General features: G+C 35.2%; 12 protein-coding genes. 10 read left to right on the top strand and 2 right to left on the bottom strand.

All coding sequences use genetic code 11. The features are described from left to right. Window positions 1-4: 4 nt before the first annotated feature. The 3 genes from ODR02_RS12220 (at window position 5) to ODR02_RS12210 (ending at window position 5,509) form a co-directional block, all read left to right on the top strand. Complete coding sequence (locus ODR02_RS12220) at window positions 5-3,337, top strand: SusC/RagA family TonB-linked outer membrane protein (protein ID WP_309512605.1); 3,333 nt, start codon at window positions 5-7, stop codon at window positions 3,335-3,337. A gap of 11 nt (window positions 3,338-3,348) precedes the next feature. After that, window positions 3,349-4,668: a RagB/SusD family nutrient uptake outer membrane protein gene (locus tag ODR02_RS12215; RefSeq protein WP_309512604.1), complete on the top strand. Its 1,320-nt coding sequence runs from the start codon at window positions 3,349-3,351 to the stop codon at window positions 4,666-4,668. Between the two features lie 79 nt (window positions 4,669-4,747). After that, window positions 4,748-5,509 (top strand): LytR/AlgR family response regulator transcription factor, encoded by a 762-nt coding sequence (locus ODR02_RS12210; RefSeq protein WP_209788249.1) that lies wholly within the window; start codon window positions 4,748-4,750, stop codon window positions 5,507-5,509. Between the two features lie 55 nt (window positions 5,510-5,564). Here ODR02_RS12210 and ODR02_RS12205 read toward each other — a convergent pair whose 3' ends face one another. Further along, window positions 5,565-7,181 (bottom strand): helix-turn-helix domain-containing protein, encoded by a 1,617-nt coding sequence (locus ODR02_RS12205; RefSeq protein WP_209788252.1) that lies wholly within the window; start codon window positions 7,179-7,181, stop codon window positions 5,565-5,567. A gap of 336 nt (window positions 7,182-7,517) precedes the next feature. Here ODR02_RS12205 and ODR02_RS12200 point away from each other — a divergent pair, with 336 nt between their 5' ends. From ODR02_RS12200 to ODR02_RS12170, 7 genes are all read left to right on the top strand, one after another. After that, window positions 7,518-7,748 (top strand): hypothetical protein, encoded by a 231-nt coding sequence (locus ODR02_RS12200; RefSeq protein ID WP_209788254.1) that lies wholly within the window; start codon window positions 7,518-7,520, stop codon window positions 7,746-7,748. Between the two features lie 145 nt (window positions 7,749-7,893). Beyond that, window positions 7,894-10,239 (top strand): TonB-dependent receptor, encoded by a 2,346-nt coding sequence (locus ODR02_RS12195; protein WP_309512603.1) that lies wholly within the window; start codon window positions 7,894-7,896, stop codon window positions 10,237-10,239. Window positions 10,240-10,382: 143 nt separating this feature from the next. Beyond that, the gene (locus ODR02_RS12190) at window positions 10,383-10,547 is read left to right on the top strand and encodes a hypothetical protein (protein WP_165791601.1); all 165 of its coding nucleotides are present in this window, start codon (window positions 10,383-10,385) and stop codon (window positions 10,545-10,547) included. Window positions 10,548-10,620: 73 nt separating this feature from the next. After that, window positions 10,621-11,970, top strand: a complete 1,350-nt coding sequence (locus ODR02_RS12185; protein ID WP_309512602.1) for a radical SAM/SPASM domain-containing protein — start codon at window positions 10,621-10,623, stop codon at window positions 11,968-11,970. 22 nt (window positions 11,971-11,992) lie between these two features. Further along, the gene (locus ODR02_RS12180) at window positions 11,993-12,865 is read left to right on the top strand and encodes a hypothetical protein (protein WP_309512601.1); all 873 of its coding nucleotides are present in this window, start codon (window positions 11,993-11,995) and stop codon (window positions 12,863-12,865) included. A gap of 32 nt (window positions 12,866-12,897) precedes the next feature. Beyond that, on the top strand, window positions 12,898-13,554 hold the full coding sequence (locus ODR02_RS12175; protein ID WP_209788262.1) for a GIN domain-containing protein: 657 nt from the start codon (window positions 12,898-12,900) through the stop codon (window positions 13,552-13,554). A 12-nt stretch (window positions 13,555-13,566) separates the two neighbouring features. Next, window positions 13,567-15,768, top strand: a complete 2,202-nt coding sequence (locus tag ODR02_RS12170; RefSeq protein ID WP_209788265.1) for a peptidase domain-containing ABC transporter — start codon at window positions 13,567-13,569, stop codon at window positions 15,766-15,768. A gap of 54 nt (window positions 15,769-15,822) precedes the next feature. Here ODR02_RS12170 and ODR02_RS12165 read toward each other — a convergent pair whose 3' ends face one another. Next, entirely contained in the window at window positions 15,823-18,876 is a 3,054-nt protein-coding gene (locus ODR02_RS12165; RefSeq protein ID WP_309512600.1) for a non-ribosomal peptide synthetase, read from the bottom strand. Between the last annotated feature and the right edge of the window lie 53 nt (window positions 18,877-18,929).

Below are 18,929 nucleotides of genomic sequence, written 5' to 3'. Positions count from 1 at the left end.
GGAAATGAAAAAAACTCTAATACTTTTACCTCTTTTGGCTGCTAATATAGCAATGGCCCAGCAAAAGAAAACCATCACCGGGAAAATAGAAGATTCCAATACTTCACATATTATTACCGGTGCATCTATAAAAATTGAGACACAGTCCGTCTCTACAAAAACAGAATTAGAAGGAATTATTGAAAGTGTATCAGTAGGTACAGTGACCGATAAGGACGGAAAATTTATCCTGGAAATCCCTGCTGATACAAAAACAGTATTGGTAAGTTACCCAGGTTACGAATCCCGAGTGATTCAGCTTAATGAAGGACAAACGAACTATACCATAAGATTAACTTCTGAGATTTCAGACAAAAATAAGATCCAGGAAGTAATCATAACCGGATATCAGAAAATTGAAAAACGTAAACAGACCTCAGCAGTTTCTACGGTGAAAATGGATAACATCAGCCAGGCTGGTGTTGCCAGTGTAGACCAGATGCTGGCAGGGCAGATTGCCGGTGTGGCTGTAACTCCTGAAACAGGAGCGCCAGGAAGTCCTGCGAAGATCAGAATCAGAGGTACAGCTTCTCTTTCCGGTCCTCAGGATCCATTATGGGTAATTGATGGCCTTCCATTGGAAGGAAATGATGTTCCGAACTTTACGGATAAAGATAATATTGACCAGCTTCAGAACTTCTCTATTGCAGGATTAAACCCTAATGATATTGAAGATATTACGATTCTTAAAGATGCGGCTGCAACTGCAATTTACGGAGCAAGAGCAGCAAACGGAGTGATCTCCATTACAACCAAAAAAGGAAAAAAAGGAAGTCTGAAACTGAACTTTTCAGCAGATACTTTCGTGACATCTCGTCCTGATTTTGATAAACTGAACCTTCTGAATGCTTCCGAAAAAGTAGATCTTGAACTAATGCTTGCCAAGCGTGCCGATCTTACCTACCGTGCCGATAAAGGAGAAGTAATGAGAATTCTGACTCAGAACAGCCAGCTTGAGGCTTTCAGAAACGGAGGTTTTGATGCACTGAATTCATTCACACGACAGCAAATCAACGGTTTAAGAAACAACAACACAGACTGGGGCAAACTGTTATACAGAAATGCCATCAACAAGCAATATGGATTAAGTGTTTCCGGAGGAAGTGACAGAGCAGATTACTATTTCTCCCTGGGATACTATGATGAAGAAGGAACAACTATCGGTACAGGGTTTAAACGTTATAACCTGACTTTAAAAAACAATTATAAATTAAGCGATAAGTTAAATGCAGGAATCTCTATTTTCGGAACGCAGAGTGAACGTACATCTTTTGTAACGGATGCTGATGCTTCAATCAACCCGGTTAATTATTCAAGAAATGCCAATCCTTACATGAAGCCTTTCAATGCAGATGGAAGCTACAATTATGATAGGGATATGGATGGTTTTGAAGACCGCTATATTCCTTTCAACTTCCTTGAAGAAAGAGAAAATACTAACTATTCACTGAAAAATAACTCGCTGAAAGCGATTTTAGATTTAGAATATAAAGCTTCAAAAAATTTAAGATTTACCTCTCAGTTAGGTCTTCAGTACGATGCTAATAAAACAGAAAAGTTTGCAGCAGAGAATACCTATTTCACCAGAAAAATGAAAGAAAATACCCGTTATTACAAAGACGGTAAATACAATTACTTTCTGCCAGCGGGTGCCGTAAAACAAAATTGGGATAATGATTTCTTCCAGTACAACTGGAAATTGCAGGCTGCGTACAGCACAAAGATCAATTCAAAACATGAAATTGATTTGATGGCCGGTACGGAAATCCGTAAAACGGAGGATAATACAACGATTACGAGAGCTTTCGGATATGATCCAAAAACCAGAAGAGCTACGGCAATTGTTTTCCCGAATTCAGGTTTTGCAGTAGATAAAAGATATGAAACGTACCGTGAAGCCGCTCCTATAGAGAATGCTTATGCTTCTATGTTTGCCACAGCATCTTATACGTACGATCAGAAATATACATTCTTCGGAAGTGTAAGATATGACGGGACCAACCTGTTCGGGGTGAATAAAAAATATAAATATCTTCCAATATGGGCACTTTCAGGATCATGGCTGGTGACGAAGGAAGACTTCATGAAAAATATTTCTGCAGTATCTAACCTTAGATTGAGAGCTTCTTACGGTCTTCAGGGGAATATCGACAGAAATACATCGCCATTCTTTATTGGGGAATACAATGATGCGACGATTCTTCCGGGAGTAAAAGAAGGAGTCATCAATGTTATCAGCCCACCGAATGATAAATTGAGATGGGAAAAAACTACCAATACTAACGTTGGTCTTGATTTAGGATTGTTCAATAACCGTGTAAGCCTTACCGCTGATGTTTACAGCAGAAAAGGTACGGATATGATCAGTATGAAAGAAACTCCTCTTGAAACAGGATTTGAATATACAATGATGAACTGGGGAAGCTTGACTAACAAAGGTTTTGAATTGGCAATATCTACCAAAAATATCAATCATGATAATTTCAAATGGACGACTACAATCAACTTTGCACACAACAAGAGTAGAGTATTGAGTGAGCAGCCCCGTGATAATGCTTTCCTTCCTTCAAGAGAAGGTCTGCCTGTAAATGCTGTTTTTGCTTTGAAAACCGCAGGAATGGATGAACACGGAAACCCATTGTTCTGGAAAGGAGATCAAAAGATTTCTGCAGTAGAATTCTTTAAATTATATGATGTATATGCAGATTTCCTTCCTGGACAGCTTGTGGATACCAAACTTTCAAGCGCTGAGCTGAGAAGTCTGTTTACGTACGTTGGAGACAGAGATCCGAAGTTTACCGGAGGTATTATCAACACATTTAAGGTAAGTAATTTTGATCTTACTATCTCTGCAACATTCAATCTGAAGCAGACGGTAATGAGAACGCCTTCTTACCGAGGTATGGATCTGGACAGAGGAAGAAACTATACAAGAGATATCTATGAAGCAGGAGGTTCACTTCCTGGAATTACAAGTCCTGATATGGATGCTAACCCGGACGGATGGATGGCGAATAAATGGTTTGCCGGAAACCACTCAAGCGCATACAATCTGCTTGATATTTGGGCAAAAGAAATCAGCTATATCAGAATCAGCAGCATCCGTTTAGGCTATACGCTTCCGAAAGAATTTACCAATCCTATGGGAATCAGTAGTTTGAGACTAAGTGTAGAAGGGCGTAACCTGTTTGTATTCAGTAATGGATATAAAGGATATTTTGATCCGGAAACGTATGGTAATATTTATGCACAGCCTATCACCAAGTCGGTAACAGTAGGATTTAATGTTTCTTTTTAAAACTTGAAAAAATGAGAAAAATTACAACAATCATAGCGCTTACAGCAATCAGCCTTATCAATATCGGATGCGACAGGTTTTTAGATATTCAGCCTGAAGGTAAAGTCATTCCTGTTACAGCTGAAGACTACCGAAAAGTACTTACGTCAGCCTATTCAAAATACCCTGTTCACAAATCGTTGGTAGCCCTTCGTACTGATGAGACAAGTATTGATGATAATGGAGTAGATTTTATTTCTTATCGTGAAATTGCGATGTGGAAAGATTCGAACTATGACTCTACCTCTGCGGAACTTCCTTGGTTAAGTTTTTATAACGTAAACTTCTATCTGAATCAGATCATCAATGAAGGAAGTAAAACCATGCAGGATTCTCCTGAGAAAAATCAGATTTTAGCAGAAGCTTATGCTTTGCGTGCTTACCTGTATTTTGATTTGGTGAATTTATATGGAAAGCCATACAACAGTGCTACGGCTTCTACAGACAGAGGAGTTCCTATTAATCTTGAAATTGATCTTGAACAGGTATTGAAGCCATCTTCAGTACAGGAAGTATACAATCAGGTTCATTCTGATCTTAAAAAGGCAGAAGGTTTGATGGTAGAGCAAAACCAGGCATTGGGAGCAAATTACAGATTCTCAAAAACGGCATTGCTGGCTTTTGAAGCAAGAACAGCTCTATACGAAGGAGACTGGAACAAAGCCTTAAACTATGCAGATCAGGTACTGGCGGTAAAAGGAGATTTGAGCAATTTAAATACGGTAAATACACCTCCCAACCATTATGCTTCCCCGGAATCTATTATGGCTCTTGATAATACATGGGATAACTCTATAAAGAACCTGTCTTTTGCCTCTCCGGAACTTATTTCTTCCTATAATATGATCTCAGATAAAAGGTTTGGCATGTATTTTGAGAAAAATGGTAGTAAGTATAAAGTCACCAAAGGAGGAAGTTTAGAATTCAAGGTATCTTTCAGAACAGCAGAGCAATACTTTATAAAATCTGAAGCATTATTAAAGCTGAATAAACTGACTGAGGCCAAAGAAACCCTTCTTAAAGTAATGAAGAACAGATATACTCCGGAAGGATATACTTCAGTACAAAATGCCGTGTCTTCAATGGATTCTACAGCATTTATGAACTTTATCATGGATGAAAGATTTAGAGAATTTGCTTTGGAAGGCCAGAGATGGTTCGATTTAAGAAGAGCAAATCAGAAAAAAATAAGCCACACTATTAGTGGTAAAGAATATATTCTTCAGCAGAATGACCCGCGATATACCATTGAATATCCAATGAGCGCGAAGAAGAATAATCCTAATTTATAAAACTTCATATCAAATTCAATACAGATGAAACCGCTTGAGCTTAATTGTTCTAGCGGTTTTTTTGTACTTTTGCACCGTTATGAAAATTGCCATTATAGAAGATGAGCTGTTGGCTGTGAATTATCTGAAAAATCTTTTAGATACACAGCGCATAGTCCCTGTTACAGAGACTGTTATTCTTCGTTCCAAAAAACAGGCAATTGATTTCTTTGAAAAAGATTCGGCGGATCTCATCTTTATGGATATTCATCTTGGGGACGGGATGAGCCTGGAGATTTTCGAACAGGTAGAACTTTTTACCCCAATTATTTTCATTACCGCATTTGATGAATATGCCATGAGAGTCTTCAGGCATTTTACTATTGATTATCTTCTGAAGCCTTTTGAAGAAGAAGATTTGCATAAAGCTTTACAGAAATTTATCTCCATAAGAAACAATTTTGACCCTGAGCCGGTATTGAAATCCATTTCTTCATTACGACAGGCTGATGATGAGGTGATGAAACGTTTTATGGTAAGAGAAGGAAATAAACTGAAATCAATAGACGAGCATAACACGGCCTATTTTTTTGCTTCGGGGAAATACCTTTTCCTTACCACAAAAGACCATCAAACCTATATTTTTGATGATACCATCAAGGATATTATTCAGAAATTGAATCCTGAGATCTTCTTTAAAATAAACCGTAAATTTATCATTAATAAAGAAGCGGTTTCCGAAATTATCAAGCATTCCAGCCAAAAAGTAGAACTTAGGCTTTCTCCTGAACCGGAAGTGAATAGCGAAGTTTTCATCAGCAAAATGCAAATTGCCGAATGCCTGAACTGGCTGAACAGGTAATGGTAAACTCTCTTATAAATAATTTCCTTACAGATTACAGAAGCCGTACTGTTTTCTAATTTTCCTTATTGAGACGACTGAGGAAATAGGTTGGCGGAATCTGATATTTTTCCTGGAAATTTTTGGTGAACGTTTGTGTTGTATTATAGCCTGCATTTTCAGCGGTTTCCTGAATGCTGATATATCTTGTTTTAGGTTTGTTTTTCCATTCAGAAACAATATAATCCAATCGTAATTCATTCAGATACTCATTAAAGCTTTTTTTCTTATAAAAATTGATAATCCTGGATAGATAAACCGTATTGGTACCACACAATTTAGACATGCTGGCAAGTGAGATATTCTTTTTAAGAAATTGCTTGTCCTTTTCAAAGTCTGACAATACCTTCAGAACATTTTCAACCTTTAAAGGGTTTATTCCCAGTTGATCATCAAGAATATTTTCTTTACTTTCTGCCATCAGAACTTCTTCATGAACCGGAGTTTCTTCATCCTTATTTTCCATAAATTTTTCATAAAGGATCTTGAAATGTCTTTTCTTTTGATAGTATTTAATCAGCAATACCGTTAAAACTGTAATCAGTATAAGCCCAACGCCGATGAGGATAATATAAATAAGTCTTTCCCATTTCATTCTATTCTCCAGCATTTCTTTCTCATCAAACAGCTTTTTTGTGTCGTATTCTTTGTTTAAAGTGGAGTTGAGGTATTTATAATCTTTCTCATACGCACGATCCAGAAGAATCAATTTGTTAATGTACTCCAGCTGTTTCCTGCTGTCATTATTTTCTGAATAATAATTGATAAGCATTTCAAAAGCAGGTCTGAATCTTGGATCTAATTTTTTAGTTTCATTATACTCCTGATCCAGCAATAAAAAATAAGGTAAAGCTTCTTCTTTTTTATTCATTTTCCAGAAAGACATTCCCAGATAATATTTATCAGTAAGGTGTTTCCATGAGTCATTGTAGGACTCTATTGCTTCCTGAAGTTTTGCAGCGGCCTGATCATATTTTCCTTGGTAATAAAAATCGGTTCCCTGTGATGATGTAAAATAGGCATTGTATTCCTGAAAGCCCGGATGGGTTTCTATAAAGTCTTTTCCTTCCCGGATCAGGGACTGATTGATTTCAAAATTAGATAAATACGTATTGGTTTCTATAAGAGCAATTAAAGAATAGAGATAGTAATATTTATAATTTGTATCCCCGATTTTCTCATTATTATTTCTGAAGAATGCCACACAATTCATCAGCAGCTTATTAGCATCCTGATAGAGTCCCAGATAAGATTTGGTTTGTGCAATCTGATATTCCGTATTATGAATCAGATAAGGGTCTTTATTCTTTTTGATATAATCATAGCCTTTAAGAAATGCATCGAGTGCTTTGGGATAGTTCTCATTGCTGATGTAAGACATTCCCAGGGATAAATAACTGTCTCCAATAATGTCAATGTTATTTATTTTTTTTGCGATCATTAATATGCTGTCTCCATATTTAATCTGCTCTTCTCCTCTTTTATTAAAAGTAGCCAAAACATACCCCCTTCTTATCTTCTCAAGGTTATTTTCTTTCCGTGCTTTTTGAATAAATCGGGTAATATATTTCCATTGTTCCTCTGGATTATTTTCTATTTTTTTGATGGCCAATTCCAGCTCAGGGTAATTCATATTACCAAATTCTTTTTGATTGTGTTGAGCGGGGAGGAAAAAAAACATTCCAAAAAGAAAAAAAATGAGAAAAATATACCTTAAATGATTCATTTGTATTTATAAAACAAGATAAAAATAAGTAATTTTTTATTAAATCAGGTATTAAATTACAATTGATTGAAAATCAAATTTTTGTATTTATGGTTTTTATGAAAATATAAATTTTTTTTATGATTTTATTGTCTTTTTTTAAGTATAAACGCTCTTTTTTTACGCTATTAATGCTTTAGATAATTGTAAATTTTGCAAATTCTATTTTACCTCTATATATTTCCACCACAAAAACTGATTATTATGGAAAAGATGAATTACTATTTAGCTCTGATCTTACTTTTATTTTTATTAAGCTCATGTAGGGATGAAAATGAATTAGATACTATGGAGCCCGCAAAGATGAATTCTAAAGAAATACTAAAAGGAAGTAAAAACTCACCTGAATTATATAAGATCATTAAGAGTGATACAATATCCGTTCCTAACAACATAGACGAAGAAGACCCTAAAAATACACCTCCGAAAAAATAGAATGTACTCTTCTGCCTTTAACAATACTTGATGTTGTAAAAGGATGGAGGACTGAATATCCCTACACGAGAGTATTGCAATTATTTTACTGAATAATAATATGTTAAAAGTCCATTCTTCATTTTATTTCTTTCCCTTTTTTTTCATGTCGGCTTTCTCATATGCACAAAGTATATCCGGGAAACTATTGGATAAGGATCAAAAAGCCATTCCATATGCTGAAATTACAGCAGGAAAGGACGGGATAAAACGAATGGCGATGAGTGATGAAAATGGAGAATTTATGGTAAGCCTTCCTGAAAATGGTAAATATTTACTGGAAGTTCTTCAAAATGAAACAGTAGTTTACAGTAAAATTAGCATTGTAGATGGAAACATACATTCAGATTTGATTGTACAGGCCGCAAAAGAAACAGATATCAAGGAAGTAAAACTAACCGCGAAAAAAAGATTAGTAGAAAGAAAAATTGACCGCCTGGTTTTTAATGTGGAAAATTCTGTTTCAGCACAGGGAGGAGATGCAATGGATGCTTTGAAACTGACTCCCGGAGTCAGGATTCAGGGTGACGAAATAAAACTGTCAGGGAAAAGTTCCGTCAAAGTAATGGTTAATGACAGAATTATACAATTATCCGGTGATGATCTTTATAATTATTTGAAATCAATTCCTGTGGCAAACATCCGGAAAATTGAAGTCATTACAAATCCACCGGCACAATATGATGCGGAAGGAAATAGCGGACTTATCAATATTCAATTGAAAGAAGCGACGCAGGATAACTGGAAAGTAACCCTACGATCAGTGTATCAGCAGGCAACTTATGCTACTTTTTTACATGCAGTAGGATTAACCTATAAAAAAGATAAATTTTCTGCTTTAGTTGATCTCAACTATCAGTATGGGAAAAATATGTATACCAACGATATTAATTATTATTACCCTAACGAACATTGGAATAATAATATTTATAACCGGAATCATCAGAAAAATTTGGGAATAGTAATGAACTTAAAGTACAACCTTACCAAAAGAAGTAGCATTGGAACACAGCTTATCAGCTCGTTCTCAAATAATACGTCTGATGAGTTCAATAATAATTTCAGCAGAAATTATACAGATGGTGCGGTGATTAAAAACTATAAGACAGAAGGAATGTCATCCGGAAAACCCAAAAACGTTTCTTTGAATGTCAATTATACACTGGATCTTGATGATAAAGGGAAAAAGTTTTCAGTAGATGCCGATTATTTTAATGGAGTATCCCCGAAAGATAATAATTTCAGCTCCCTTTTACAGGATTTTGTGGGGAATTCCAGTGAAAATCAGTTGGCTATTAATAATTCTCATCAGGATATTAAAAATTATTCCTTGAAAGCAGATGTTGAGCTTCCGGGCAGCTGGGCAGATTTTGCCTTCGGAGTAAAAGCCACTTCTACTACGACAGATAATAAGGTAGACTCAAAATTTTATAACAAGATTGATGAGAGCCTACTTTCATCACAGGCAGATCATTTCCTGTATAAGGAAAATATGCAGATGATTTATATAAGTGTATTAAAGCATTTTGGTGAAAAATGGGATGTAAAAGCAGGACTTCGCGGTGAGAATACACAAACCAATGCCAATTCTTTTTCTGTAAATCAGGAAATAAAGAGAAATTATTTTAAGATTTTTCCTACGGCTTATGTTTCTTTTAAACCCAATGAAGATCATGTGCTGTCACTGAATTTCGGAAGGAGAATTCAGAGACCGGGATTTTGGGAAATGAATCCGGCAAAATGGTATATTAGTCCCAAGTCATATACAGAAGGAAATCCCTTTCTGCAGCCGGCATATAGCTATAATATAGAATTTAATTATTCCTATAAGAGCTTACTGAATCTAAGTCTGTATAATAGTAATAAACGTGATGGCTATGGGCAGGTAACGGTACATGATATCATGAATGATTCCCAGGCTTTTAAAAGATTGAATTATTTTGATTCGAGCTCTTTAGGAGGATCTTTGACATTCAATTACGATCTTTTCAGCTGGTGGAATACCGCAACGGAAGTATCGGCCTATTATAATGAGCTGAATCCGAAGATCGATTTATTTTCAAACTTTTATTCAGGCTGGGGAGGATATACAACATCTACCAATACCTTTTCTCTGAATAAGAAAAAAACATTTTTAGCAACCCTTTATTATGAATATAATTATCCGGCGGTACAAGGGATTATAAACAGTTCCTCTTCGTCAACGTTAAATATCGGGTTTAGGTCTTTGCTCTTTAATAAGAAATTAACGGTAGGGCTGAATTTTGATGATATTTTCAGAAAAAATCTCACCCTGTATAGCAACAGATCTCAGGATATTAATCAAACCTTTTTACAATATTATGATACCAGACAATTTAGAATTTCACTGACCTACAAATTTGGAAGTACTAAATTATCTATGGAAGAAAGAGAAACAGGTAATCAGGATGAAAAAAACAGATCAAATTAAGATTTATCAGATGAAGTAGTTTGTAGAGTACTATACAAATGAAACATTTATAAATACCCCTTGCAAGGAAAGTGTGAAAAAGTCTAAAGAATTATACACTTCAAAAACTATGATTCTACATCTAATTCTTAAAATTAATTAAAATGAAAAATTCAAAATTACAAAACCTGTTGACTAAAATTTCAGCAGATGTGACTACACTAAAAGAAGGAGAATTATCTTCAATCAAAGGAGGAAACGCGGCAGCAAATAATACAGGCTGTGGAAATACTGGTTGTACAGTAAAGCCAAACGTAAAGACTCTATAATTCCAAAATGACCGAATGTGTTTAATGTCAGAAAACTATGAACACTTTTTCTTTTAATTCTAAAAGTGAACTAATGAACTATAAATTATCTCATTATACAGTCTCTACGCAAGTTTCGGAAGATAAATACACCATCTTTTCAACAAGAAGCTGTAAAGTACTTCTTCTACAGAAAGAGAATTTCGATTTTCTGATAGAGGGAGATTTTGATAAAATTGATGCAGATATAAAAAACCAACTTATTACTGCTCTTATTTTAGTGCCTTCTTTCGAAGATGAATTAATGGAAATTGTTGAAGAAAATAAAATGATGATTTCAAGCAACGATGTGTTGTATCAGGTTATTCAGCCTTCTTCAAACTGCCAGCTAGGTTGTGATTACTGTGGACAGCAGCATACCAAAAACGATCTGCAGGCTAAAGATTATGAAAAACTTATTGAACGATTAAAACATAAGCTTTCTTTAAAAGATTACAAGGCACTGTTCATCGGCTGGTTTGGAGGTGAGCCTCTGATGAGTTTGCATACGTTGAGAAAAGTGTCAGAAAAATTAAAAGAAATAACTTCTGATTTAGGAATCGGTTATGGTGCTAAAATGACAACTAATGGGCTAGCGCTTAAAAAGAATATATTTTTGGAATTGGTTAATCAACACCATGTCGGGGCAATAGAAATAACATTGGATGGTACCGCTGAATTTCATGATAAAAGACGTTTTGTGAAGTCTGGAGAAAACTCATTCGATCTTATTTTTAAAAACCTGGTTGATATTTTCAGTATTGAAAATTATAAAGAACTTGGAGTTAAAATTTCCATAAGATGTAATGTAGATAAAAGCAATTATCAGTCTGTAGTTCCTTTATTACAACTGATGAGTGAACATGGTTTTCAGGATGAGATTTCCCATTTTTATGTGGCTCCCATCCATTCCTGGGGAAATGAAGCACATCTTGTATCCCTGGAAAAAGAAGTGTTTTCTGAAAAAGAAGTAGAATGGATTATAGAACAATATAGATACGGTTTTTCACCTTCCATTCTGCCCCAAAGAAACCATGAAGTATGCATGATTACCAATCCTGATGCAGAATTAATAGATGCGTATGGAAATATTTACAACTGTACGGAGGTTTCCTATGTTCCTTCCTATGAAGAGACAGCTCATAAACTTGGAAATATAAAAGATATTGAAGTGAACCAGAAGTTCAGTACACTTCATTTACAGGACTGGAATGATATCGTTCTTACCAATCAGGAAGGATATCCTTGTTATACCTGTAAGATGTTTCCGGTTTGTGGAGGCGGATGTCCAAAATCTTGGGAAGAAGGAATAGTAGCCTGTCCTGCCAATAAATTCAATATTCAGGATAAACTTGCCATTAATTATATTATTCAGGAAAAAGGCACAGAATATTTAATCAGTTGACACTATGGAAAATAATATATACATGATAGAACTTTTACAGCAGCATAAAGACCTCATATCTACCAATTTAAAGCATTATAAGGATGATTTCATTTTTGAAAGTGAAATGGAAAAACTTATCAATATCGTATGTGAGGATAAGGAAGCTTTCAATTTTTACAGTCTCAATTATCATGAAGCTTTAAAAGAAGGAAGAGCCGGAAATATACAAAAAGCAGAAATGCTGATTGTACGTGCTAAAAAATATATTGATTTTGATTCATTGCAAGCAAAAGAAAAAGATTTGTATGGGTTAATCAGCTTACCTATCCATGCTTTCTTAAGTTATAAAAGGTCCAATTATACATTGGCTAAACAGCAGACCCATGAAACCATGTTGTTTGATGAGAAGCTTGAGCAATACAATCCTTCAATGTTTTACCATAAAATTCAGCAATTGCATAATATTTCAAGAGTTGAAATGAAGGAGAACAATAATGAAAATGCAGTCGGGATTTTTAATTTATTATACAGAAGTTTATTGCTTTCAGAAGAAGTACATTATCTGGATATTAAATTTTCCTATCAGGACAGTTCCGAATCTCTGAAAAAATTAAGAAAACTGATGCTGGCTCAGGTTACCAATGAATATATTCCTTTTCTGGATCGTCTTGATAACAGAGCTGAAATCTTATACCAAACTTTTAGTGAAGTACTCAATAATCAAACCGCTGTAGATGATGAATTGATGAGCTTTGTATATTGGGTAAAACTCAAGTGGAATAGTATTAATCAGGAAGAATGGAATAAAGATCTTATCAAAAATCTCATAAGAAGTTCTGCAGATTTTACTTCTTCAATACCCATAGATTCATTGCTTGAAGATGCAGGAAAAGAGAAGCCGCAGCTGATGTAAATATGATATATTAACACTTTAATTCTATTTTTATGACAAGTTTAATGACAACACAGGCTACAAAAGAAGAAAGATTGAAAGATATTCCTGTAAAAGAAATAAAAACTGAGAGAATTGCCAATCTATACCTGTCGCAGGGAGAAAGTTTCTCTTTGGTCATAGAAGCTGATAAAGAACAGCAGCAGAATATTAAAATTTACAGGGATGGTGATCATATATTGATTTATACCCATGAACAGACTGAAGAAATGAAAACCTGTAACGTGTATATAACAATTCCGTATACTACGGAAGAAATTGCTGTAAATGCCTTTCAGACCGGAACTGTTTCTACGGGAGCAGACCTTATCATAAATTCTTTACAGCTCAATTTTAATGTGGTGGGAACTACTAACCTGGGGATCATTTCTGATAAATTAGTTTATACCGGGAATTCTGTGTCCAATAGTACAATAAAAGGAAAAGCTGAAAAATTGAATCTGTCATTGAAATCGGCAACTGATTTTAATGCAGAAAAACTATCAGTTCAGTATTTAAATCTGAAAACAGACTCTTTGGTTAATGCTGATTTTAATGTAGAAAATACCTTGAGTATGAGAAGTAATAATTCATTTAATGTCAATATTACAGGGAATCCTGTAAAAATAAAAAAGCAACTGGATGCTCTTTCAACAGTAACTTTTAAATAATTCTATTTATTTATGAATTTTGTTCCTCAACATGACCAAATGGATTGTGGCCCTGCATGTTTAGCTATGATAGCTTCTCATTATGGGGTGGATTTTACATTACAGTATCTGAGGGACAAAAGTTTTATTACCCGCGAAGGCGTTTCATTATTAGGAATTAGTGAAGCAGCTGAGAAAATAGGATTCAAAACGGTGGCTGCAAAATCACAGATAAAGAATTTGAATAATTCTCTTTTGCCTTGTATCCTTCATTGGAACCAAAATCATTTTGTTATTTTATATAAAATTTCAAAAAATGTATTGACCGGAAAACCTGTTTTTAAAATTGCAGATCCGGGACACGGTTATATTGCCTTATCAGAAGAAAAGTTTGAAAAAAACTGGATTTTTGATGAGGATAAAGGAGTCGTTCTTTTCCTGGAACCCACAGAAGATTTATACCAGCAGAATCCGCCAAAAGAAAAAAAATTATCAATAAAATTTCTGTTAAACCATCTGAAGCCCTATAAAAAACAAATGCTTCAGATGTTACTGCTTTTGCTCTTCGGCACCGTTACTACTCTGGTATTTCCTATTCTTACTCAGAAATTAATGGATGAAGGGGTGAGTAAGAAGAACCTTTCGGTTATCTCCTATATATTGATTGCCCAATTAGCCTTTTTCTTTGGAAATATCATTTTTAATATATTCCGGAACTGGATCATGCTGATTGTAGGAACCAATATTAACATCCGTATTATTTCTGATTTTCTGAAAAAATTGCTGAAGCTGCCCATAAAGTTTTTTGATACTAAACTCATGGGAGATTTTAATCAGAGAATACAGGATCATGAACGAATAGAAACTTTCCTGACTTCACAAAGTCTGATTACCTTGTTTTCTGCCATTACCTTTTCAGTTTTTTTTGCCGTACTCTGGTATTATGATGTTACCATTTTGGTGGTATACATCATCTTAACACTTGTATCAGTAATCTGGTCTTTATTCTGGATGAAAAAAAGAAAAATCCTGGATTATTTCCGTTTTCAGCAAAGAAGTGAAAATCAGGAATCCATCTATGAAATTATCAATGGAGTATCTGAAATGAAACTGAATCAGTTTGAAAACTATAAGCGTGAAAAATGGGAAGAAATACAGCAGAAACTGTTTAAAACAAATATAAGAATACTAAAGCTGGATCAGGTACAGCTTTCAGGGTTTGAATTTATCAATCAGTTAAAAAATATTATTGTCACTTTTCTGGCAGCATCTTTTGTGGTCAAAGGAAGCATGACTTTAGGAGAGTTATTAAGTGTTTCTTACATTATAGGGCAGATGAATTCTCCGGTAAATGAGCTGATTCAGTTCTTTCGTTCTTTACAGGATGCCAAATTAAGTTTATCCCGTTTAAATGAGGTTCAGGATCACCCTGAAGAAGAAAAAGAAAATCATGTTCCTTTACTTAGTAAAAAATATACCGAGCAGAATGGAATACAGAGAGGAGTTTATTTCAAAAATGTTTCTTTCCAGTATGAGGGGCCCAGATCTCCTTATGTCTTAAAAGATATTGATCTCTTTATTCCCGAAGGTAAAGTAACTGCAATTGTTGGAGCGAGTGGGAGCGGGAAGAGTACTTTAATGAAAATGTTTTTAAAATTTTATGAACCTGTAAATGGAGAAATTTATTTCAATCATTTAAATAGTAAAGACATTTCTCCGAAAGATTTGCGGAAAAACTGCGGAACCGTTATGCAGGATGGCTTTATATTTTCGGATACCATAGAAAGAAATATTGCTGCAGGGGATGAAAATATCGATTATGATAAACTTGAAAAAGCCTTAACAACAGCTAATATAAAATCATTTGTTGAAGAACTTCCATTAGGACTTAAGACCAAAATCGGTGCTTCTGGAAATGGGATTTCTGGGGGACAAAAACAAAGAATACTTATAGCAAGAGCAGTCTATAAAGATCCAAAATTTATTTTCTTTGATGAAGCAACTTCTGCTCTTGATGCCGATAACGAAAAAGTGATACATGATAATCTTCAATCTTTTTTTCAGGGCAAAACAGCTGTTATTGTAGCACACAGACTTTCCACAGTAAGAAATGCGGATCAGATTATTGTATTAAAACAGGGAAAAATTGTTGAGCAGGGAAGTCATAAAGAACTTGTTTCTAAGAAATCCGATTATTATCATCTCGTAAAGAACCAGTTGGAACTTGGAGATTAACAAAAAAACCTCTAAAAATAGAGGCCTTTTTATGGTAATATAATTTTTATAACATCAAATCATCTTCATATATCTGAGATAGGCTTCTATAACCGGTTTATTAAATATAGCCGGTTTTATATTTGTATCTTTTAAGAAACGTTCTGTATTATTACTTTTAAAATAATAGGTATTTTCATAGGCTTCAACAAGAGATTTTCCTTCATGAATATCATCGGAGAATATATAAAGTAGTGCATACACAGGAGTATCGTGATTCCGTTTCCATTGTTCAAACCAGATTCCAAAATCCATACTTTTCATTTCTAATCCACAATAATCAGTGATACGTACACAGAAATCTGTAAGAGAAAGGTCGTGTTCCGGTAAAGGGTTTAAATTGAAATTTAAGCCTACTGCATCGGGATTCTGACTAATATGGGCAATGGATTTGCATACATAATCTACAGTAATCACCTCATCTTTCAGTCCCATGACCAGCGGAAAGGCTTTTAGCTCAATACAGGAACGCATCAGCGAACTCCACCACTGATTCAATGGAGTGGCTCCGGTTTCTCCATGACAGACTACAAAACCTAAACGGAAATTTATTAATGGAAGGCCTTTGTCACGGGCTTTTGCGGCCATGCTTTCCATAACCCATTTGCTTCGGATGTATCCCATATCACGGCACACTGCAGGTAAATTTTGTTCAATAGGATCATCTTCGTTCATCCATGTTTTTCCGGTAAAGCTTCTTCCCCAGCTGTAGACGCCCATTGAAGATGAAATAATCAGAAATTTGGTTTTTTCGTGTACTGCCAGATGTAATATATGAGCCATACCGTCAACGTTAGGTTTTTTGATGTGTTCATAAGGTTTTACATAGCTTACATCACTTCCCATATGATAAATAACCTCTATATTTTTCAGAAGTTCTTCATATAATTTTTCGTCAATTCCTAATTTCGGTTGGGTGAGATCACCTAAAACAATTCTTATTCTGTCTTCATACTCACTTTTCCACACCAGTTTGAATTTTAAAAAAGTACTCTTGATACGTTCTAATCCCAGCGTTTCATTCTCGGCTCTTACAAGACAGTAGATCGTAGCATTGGGATTTCGGGGAATGATTTCCTCCAGCAGATGTGAGCCGACAAATCCCGTAACTCCTGTGAGGAAAATGGTAGAAGGATTGGACAGAAATTTTGGATCCGGTTGTTCGGTAATTTCAAAATCAAATGGAAGTTCTGCATCTTTTATAAGCTGTTCCTGCACAAGAAGAGCCTTTTGTTGCTGACTCATTTGAGTCTGCGCCAGACGGGTTTCTGCTTCTTTTACGAAAAGAGATATGGTTGAAAACTGATACAGTTCGGGAAGGGATATTCTTTTCTGAATATTTAGAGGTAAACGGGCATGCATTTGTCCCAGCATTAAAGAATGTCCGCCCAATTCAAAGAAGTTATCATTTTCATTTATTTCATCCAGATTCAGTAAGTCCATCCAGATTTCAGTGATTTCCTGTTTGAGATCTGATGTATCCACTTTCTCTTTTGCCTTTTTGATAGTTTGCTGTAAAGGAATATGAAGTTTGCTCTTATCAATCTTTCCGGTAATTGTCAAAGGAAGTTTGTCCTGCAAAATGATTTTTTCAGGAAGCATATAGGTGGGAAGGCTTTGTTTCAATCGTGTTCTGATATCTTCCAGCGTGATATGCTTTTTATCCGTTTCATAAAGTTCGAGGAATGCAACAAGAACGGGCTGTCCCTGTTCCGGACGATGTACTTTTACAGCTACATTGGCTACCTGGGCAAGTTGTCCTATATGATGTTCAATTTCTTTTAATTCAATTCTGTATCCTCTTAATTTCACCTGTTCATCCAGTCGTCCTACAAATTCAATATTGCCGTCTTTTCTCCAGAATCCACGGTCACCGGATTTGTATAATCTGTAATTGATCCCGTGGTGAGACTGCATCCATTCAGGAGCATCAATAAATACTTCTGATGTTTCTGCCGGCTTATTGATGTATCCTTTCGCTACCTGTTTGCCTCCTATATAAATTTCGCCGGTAATTCCTTCACTCACATTTTCCAGCTCCTGATTGAGAATGTGAATATGAGTGCCTTCTAAAGGTCTTCCGATAATATGAGGATTGGTATCAATCTGGAAATGATGTGTAACAACACCTACTGTAGTTTCGGTAGGTCCGTATACATTAATGAGACGAACTCTGTGATACCAGTTTTTTATGGTTTGCTCAGAAGGTACTTCGCCTGCAATTGACAATGTATGAAGATTCCCGATAGGAATATCTGTAGGTAATGTACTCAACACAGCTGGTGGAAGAAATGGAACAATTTCTATCTTATGTTCTACGATAAAGTCCAGCAAAGGTTTTCCTATGATCTTGTTATCCGGATACAGCACAACAGTTGCCCCTGTGAATAAAGGCACCCATATATCAATAATAGAAACGTCAAATCCGGCTGAGCTGAATTGAAGTGTTCTGTCCTTTGCCGAATATCCCCAGAGACTTGTAAAAGACACTATAAAAGCATGAAAAGCTTCATGATGAATTTCTACTCCCTTAGGAACTCCTGTACTTCCGGAAGTATAAATAATATAAGCTGTCTGCATCATATCAATGTCGTCAGGATTGATCTCTGGGTGTTTAACAGAATCGTAGCACCTATGGCTCATATTCATCAGCGGGGTTTCTGTACCAATGAATTTATTACTATAAGAATCCTCAGTAATGATAAGTTCAGTTTCCGAGTCTTCTATAATCATTTTAATCCTGTTCTCCGGTAACTGTCCATCAATAGGAATATAAGCAGATCCTATCTTGAGTACGGCTAGAAAAGCGATGATACGTTCTGCAGATTGAGACATACAAACTGCAATAGCAGATCCTTTTTTTAAGGGTAAAGTAAGAAGATGAGCTGCCAGTTGATCTGATTTATAATCCAGTTCTTCATAAGAAAGGGTTGTGGTCTCAGAAATAATGGCCGTTTTTTGAGGTAAACACCTGCTTACTTCTTTAAAAATAGAAAGAACATTCTTAAACTGACTTTGTTGAATGTTAAATTCATTATTAACATCTTCTTGAATGGTTTGGTGTTCCATGATTTTGATTGGTGTTGGTTATTATATTTGTTAATAATTGTTTATGTTTAAAT

The sequence above is a fragment of the Chryseobacterium sp. CFS2 genome (assembly GCF_036543225.1).
In the GTDB taxonomy this organism is placed as follows: domain Bacteria; phylum Bacteroidota; class Bacteroidia; order Flavobacteriales; family Weeksellaceae; genus Chryseobacterium; species Chryseobacterium culicis_A.
Note: the sequence above shows the minus strand (reverse complement) of the source record. Positions and strands in the feature narration are given on the sequence as shown.